The sequence below is a fragment of the Aquabacterium sp. genome (assembly GCF_036279655.1).
Lineage (GTDB): Bacteria > Pseudomonadota > Gammaproteobacteria > Burkholderiales > Burkholderiaceae_C > Aquabacterium.
The window spans coordinates 1-5,101 of sequence record NZ_DASUIT010000130.1; the positions used below are offsets into that span (position 1 = coordinate 1).

Sequence of the window (5,101 nt, forward strand, 5' to 3'; positions counted from 1 at the left end):
TGCAACAAGACGATAGCTGGGGGCATGGGTGCTCATGGCGAAAACTATAATGCGGAGTCAGCCCCAGGAATTGATTCCCTCAGGCGTGTCCCTTTTTATATCGCGACGTATCCCGTCGCCCGGTGAACGCCTATATCTCACAATGCAAGAAAACCTGCATTCCCCCCAGCGCCGTTTGATCGAGTTGCGCATCGAGCATGCCGATCTGGACAATCTGATCGATCGGGCTGGAGACCAAGCCGCTGTTGACGAGTTGACCCTGAGGCGGCTCAAGAAGCGGCGCCTCTTGCTGCGCGATCAGATTTCGCAGCTCGAGGCCATGCTGGATCCCAAAGAGCCGGCCTGAGCACCGAGGCGCCCCGTCGAGGCGTTGTGCGAATGCGTCAGGCTGCCAGGGCTTCGAGCAGTTCGGTCTCCAGTGCCAGTTGAACCTTGTCCTGTGCCAGCGTGGGGCCGGTCAGCAAGAAGGTGTCCTCCACCCGCTCCCCCAGGGTGTCGATCTTGGCCAGTTGAAGACTCACATGGTGTTTGGCCAGAACGCGCGCAATCGCATAGAGCAAGCCGGAGCGGTCGCTGGCCGACACCGACAGCAGCCAGCGCTGACCGCGCTCATCGGGGCGCAGGCTCACACGTGGCGGGATGGGGAAGGATTTCACCCGGCGTGACAGACGTCCTCGCACGGGTTCATGCAGGGCCTGGTCGGAGTCCAGTGCGTCGGCCAGTTGGGTCTCAACCAGGGCGATCAGGTCGCGATAGTGCACGCCCTCATGACGGGCATTGGGCCCGTCGATGATCTGGAAGGTGTCGAGCGCATAACGGATGCCGGTCGTGTGGACGCGTGCATCCAGGATGTTGAAGCCGGCACGATCGAAGTAGCCGCAGATGCGCGCGAACAGGTCGGCCTGGTCTGGGGTGTAGACCAGCACCTGAAGACCTTCGCCCACCGATGACAGTCGGGCACGCACCACGGGCTTGGTGGTCTGGACGTGCCGCGACAGAGAGCGGGCATGCCAGGCAATGTCCGCCGGGTCGTGGCGGGCAAAGTAGCTCATGTCCAGGGTCTTCCAGAGCGCGGTCTCGATGCCGCCGGGCAGCATGCTCAGCGCCAGGGCCTGACGCGCCTGTTCCTTGCGAGATTCGATCTCGGCGGCCATGTGCGGGCGGGCGCCGCCCAGGGCCCTGAGGGTCAGCCGATAGAGATCCTCCAGCAGCTTGCCCTTCCAGGCATTCCACACCTTGGGGCTGGTGCCGCGCACGTCTGCCACGGTCAGCAGGTACAGGCCCGTGAGGTGGCGCTCATTGCCCATGCGCTGGGCAAAAGCCTGGATCACATCGGGGTCGGACAGGTCTTCCTTCTGGGCCACCCGCGACATGGTCAGGTGCTCGGCCACCAGGAACTCGACCAGCACGGCGTCATCGCCCACGATGCCATGGTGCTTGCAAAAGCGCCGCACTTCGACCGCCCCCAGCTCGGAGTGGTCGCCACCCCGACCCTTGGCCACGTCGTGAAAGAGCGCCGCCACATAGAGCAGCCAGGGCTTGTCCCACTCGGACGCCAGTTGCGTGCAAAACGGGTACTCGTGTGCGTGCTCCGGGATGAAGTAGCGCCGGACATTGCGCACCACCATCAGGATGTGCTGGTCCACCGTGTAAACGTGGAACAGGTCGTGCTGCATCTGGCCGACGATGCGTCGGAACACCCACAGGTAGCGACCCAGCACGCTGGTCTGGTTGAGCAGGCGCATGACGCGGGTCTGGCCCTGGCGCTCCTGCAGGATGGCCATGAAGGTGGCGTGGTTCTGCGGGTCACGGCGGAAGGCCGAGTCCATCAACTGGCGTGCGTTGTACAGCGCACGCAGGGTGCGAGCGGACAGGCCGTTGACGGTCTCTTGCCGCTGCAGCACCAGGAAGGTTCGCAAAATGGCGTCGCGCTTGCGCTGGTAGAGATCGTCGCTGACGATCTCCAGCAAGCCGCCGCGGTCCAGGAAGTCCTCGTCGATGCGGCGCATCGGGGCGTTCTGCGAGCCGCTGATGCGCTCCTCAATGTTGAGCATGAGGATCTGGTTGAGCTGTGTCACCGCCTTGGCCGCCCAGTAGTAGCGGCGCATCAGGGCTTCACTGGCGCGCAGGGCCGGAGTGTTCTTGAGACCGAAGCTCTCGGCCACACTGTTTTGCAGGTCGAAGACCAGGCGATCCTCGCGGCGACCGGCGATCTGGTGCAGGCGGGCGCGGATCAGCTTGAGCTGGCTTTCGTTGGCGTGGAGCTGTCTGGCCTCGAATGGGGTCAGCAAGCCCTTGTTGGCCAGCTCCGTCCAGGTGCTGCCCAGCCCGGCCGCACGCGCCAGCCAGATCACCACCTGCAGATCCCGCAAGCCACCCGGGCTTTCCTTGCAGTTGGGCTCCAGGGCGTAGGGGGTGTCCTCGTACTTGGTGTGACGTTGCCGCAGCTCCAGGGTCTTGGCCTGCACAAAAGCCGCGACATCCATCTGGTGCGTGCAACTGCGCTGCAGCTCCGTGAAGCGCGTGCGCGAGCCGCACAAGAGGCGCGATTCCAGCAGGGCCGTCTGCACGGTGATGTCCCGTGCGGCTTCTTCACAGCACTCGTCCACCGTGCGGACACTGGAGCCGATCTCCAGGCCGATGTCCCAGCAGGCGGTGATGAAGGCCTCGATGGCCGGCGCCACGGCGTCCTCGCCCACGACGGAGGGCGACACCGGCATCAGCAGCAGGACATCGATGTCCGAGTAGGGAAAGAGCTCGCCCCGGCCATAGCCGCCCACGGCCACCAGAGCTGCGCTTTTGGGGAAGTCGTTGGCTTCCCAGAGGGTGCACAGGGTGCGATCCACCAGCCTGGCCAGGCGGGCCAGAAGGGATTTGGCCGATGCCGTGGTGGCGCGGCTGTCAGAGAACTGTCGCAGCAACTCCGCCTTGTCGGACTTGAACTGCGTGCGCAAGGCGGAGATGTCCAGAGCCATGGGAGCGGCGCGATCAGGTCTTGGTGGCGGTGATGAAATCGGGCGGAGGAGGGCTGCCAGCCGAGACCGTCAGCACTTCATAGCCGGTCTCGGTGACCAGGATCATGTGCTCCCACTGCGCCGACAAGGATCGGTCCTTGGTGACCACGGTCCAGCCATCGTTCTTGGACTTGATGTCGCGCTTGCCTGCATTGATCATGGGCTCGATCGTGAAGATCATGCCGGGGATCATTTCCTGCAGCGTGCCGGGGCGGCCGTAATGCAGCACTTGCGGTTCGTCGTGGAACTTGCGGCCAATGCCGTGCCCGCAGTACTCGCGCACCACCGAAAAACCGTGGTTCTCGGCATAGGTCTGGATGGCATGGCCGATGTCGCCAAGGCGGCCACCCGGCCTGACCTGGGCGATGCCCTTCCACATGGCCTCGTAGGTGACCTTGCACAGGCGCTTGGCCGCGATGGAGCCCTCACCGACGATGTACATGCGGCTGGAATCACCATGCCAGCCGTCCTTGATGACGGTGATATCGAGGTTGACGATGTCGCCGTTCTTCAGCGCGCGGTCATTGGGGATGCCATGACAGATGGCGTCGTTGACCGAGGCGCAGATGGACTTGGGATAGGGCCGGTGGCCACCGGGCGCGTAGTTCAGGGGGGCGGGGATGCAGCCCTGCACATTGACCATGTAGTCGTGGGCCAGCTTGTCCAGCTCGTCGGTGGTGACACCGGCCTTCACCAGGGGGGTCAGATAGTCCAGGACTTCACCGGCCAGGCGACCTGCGAGACGCATGGCGTCAAGTTCGGCGCCGGTATGGATAGGAATGCTCATGGATGCGAATTATCCGCAATTCGTGTGGGCTATGACGGGTTCAGGGGCATGCGATTGAGTGTCCGTGGCCACCGCGGAACGCTCAGGCCCGGTAAAATTCGCGTTTTTCCTCACGACAGCCACCCCGCGCATGCGCGGGCGTGCCAACCAGGCCCCCACGCCGTGACCGAACGCACCACCTCCGTGATGTCCACCCTGATGCACTTTGAGGGCGGCAACGCCCTGGCCCCCCACCAAGTCCAGGCGCTGCTGCCCAAGCTGCAGGCCATCAACCCCCGAATCAGTGGCGTGCATGCACGTTTCGTTCACTGGGTGGCCATGGACAAGGCCTTGCCTCAGGGCGATCTGGACAAGCTCGCGGCCTTGCTGACCTATGGCGATGCCTATGACGGCACGTCCGAGGGCGACCTGATCGTGGTGGCCCCCCGCCTGGGCACCGTGTCGCCCTGGGCCTCCAAGGCCACCGACATTGCCCACAACTGTGGTCTGGCCATCCGCCGCGTCGAGCGCGTGACCGAGTTCCGCATCACCGTCAAGGCGGGTGTCATCGGCGCCCTCATGGGTGGGGCCAAGCACCTGGCGCCTCAGGATCTTCAGTCCTGCGCCGCCTTGCTGCATGACCGCATGACCGAAAGCGTGCTGCTGGCCCGCGACGAGGCCCGCCACCTGTTCGACGAGCAGCAAGGGGCCCCCATGGAGCACGTGGATGTGCTGGGCCGCGGCCGCCAGGCGCTGGAAGAGGCCAACCTCACCTTTGGCCTGGCACTCTCGGATGATGAAATCGACTACCTGATCCAGGCCTTCACAGGCCTGAAGCGCAACCCGACCGATGTCGAGCTGATGATGTTCGCCCAGGCCAACAGCGAACACTGCCGCCACAAGATCTTCAACGCACAGTTCACCATCGACGGGCAGCCGCAGGATCTGTCGATGTTCGGCATGATCCGCAACACCGAGAAGCTGAACCCCCAGCACACGGTGGTGGCCTACAGCGACAACGCCTCCGTGATGGAGGGGCATGCCATCGAACGCTGGATGCCCGAGGGGTACACCAACGCCCCCCAGTACAAGGCCCGCGAGGAACTGGCCCACGTGCTGATGAAGGTCGAGACCCACAACCACCCCACGGCGATCTCGCCATTTCCTGGCGCGTCCACAGGCGCCGGTGGCGAGATCCGCGACGAAGGGGCCACGGGCCGGGGCTCGCGCCCCAAGTCGGGCCTGACGGGCTTCTCGGTGTCCAACCTGAATCTGCCAGGGACCCGTGAGCCCTGGGAAGCCGAACGCTTCGGCAAGCCCG

The 5,101-nt window shown here is 64.4% G+C and carries 3 protein-coding genes and 1 pseudogene; 2 read left to right on the forward strand and 2 right to left on the reverse strand.

Features of this window, described 5'->3' with window-relative positions; translation table 11 throughout:
* The first annotated feature begins 142 nt into the window (after positions 1-142).
* Positions 143-346 (forward strand): YdcH family protein, encoded by a 204-nt coding sequence (locus tag VFW84_RS14525; protein WP_329681178.1) that lies wholly within the window; start codon positions 143-145, stop codon positions 344-346.
* A gap of 37 nt (positions 347-383) precedes the next feature.
* Here VFW84_RS14525 and VFW84_RS14530 read toward each other — a convergent pair whose 3' ends face one another.
* Together VFW84_RS14530 and map are read right to left on the reverse strand one after the other, a co-directional pair.
* A complete protein-coding gene (locus VFW84_RS14530; protein WP_329681179.1) occupies positions 384-2,975 on the reverse strand; it encodes a [protein-PII] uridylyltransferase in 2,592 nt (863 codons plus the stop codon).
* Between the two features lie 13 nt (positions 2,976-2,988).
* Positions 2,989-3,801 carry a type I methionyl aminopeptidase gene (gene map / locus VFW84_RS14535; RefSeq protein ID WP_329681180.1) on the reverse strand — a complete coding sequence of 271 codons (813 nt, stop codon included), beginning with the start codon at positions 3,799-3,801 and terminating at the stop codon, positions 2,989-2,991.
* A 186-nt stretch (positions 3,802-3,987) separates the two neighbouring features.
* Between map and VFW84_RS14540 the strand changes: the two are divergent.
* Positions 3,988-5,101, forward strand: a pseudogene (locus VFW84_RS14540) (phosphoribosylformylglycinamidine synthase); the annotation flags it as partial.

What these genes read in the sequence shown, in the direction of transcription:
- VFW84_RS14525 (WP_329681178.1), top strand. Translation starts at nt 143, where the DNA reads ATGCAAGAAAACCTGCATTCCCCCCAGCGCCGTTTGATCGAGTTGCGC.
- VFW84_RS14530 (WP_329681179.1), bottom strand. Translation starts at nt 2,975, where the DNA reads ATGGCTCTGGACATCTCCGCCTTGCGCACGCAGTTCAAGTCCGACAAG.
- map (WP_329681180.1), bottom strand. Translation starts at nt 3,801, where the DNA reads ATGAGCATTCCTATCCATACCGGCGCCGAACTTGACGCCATGCGTCTC.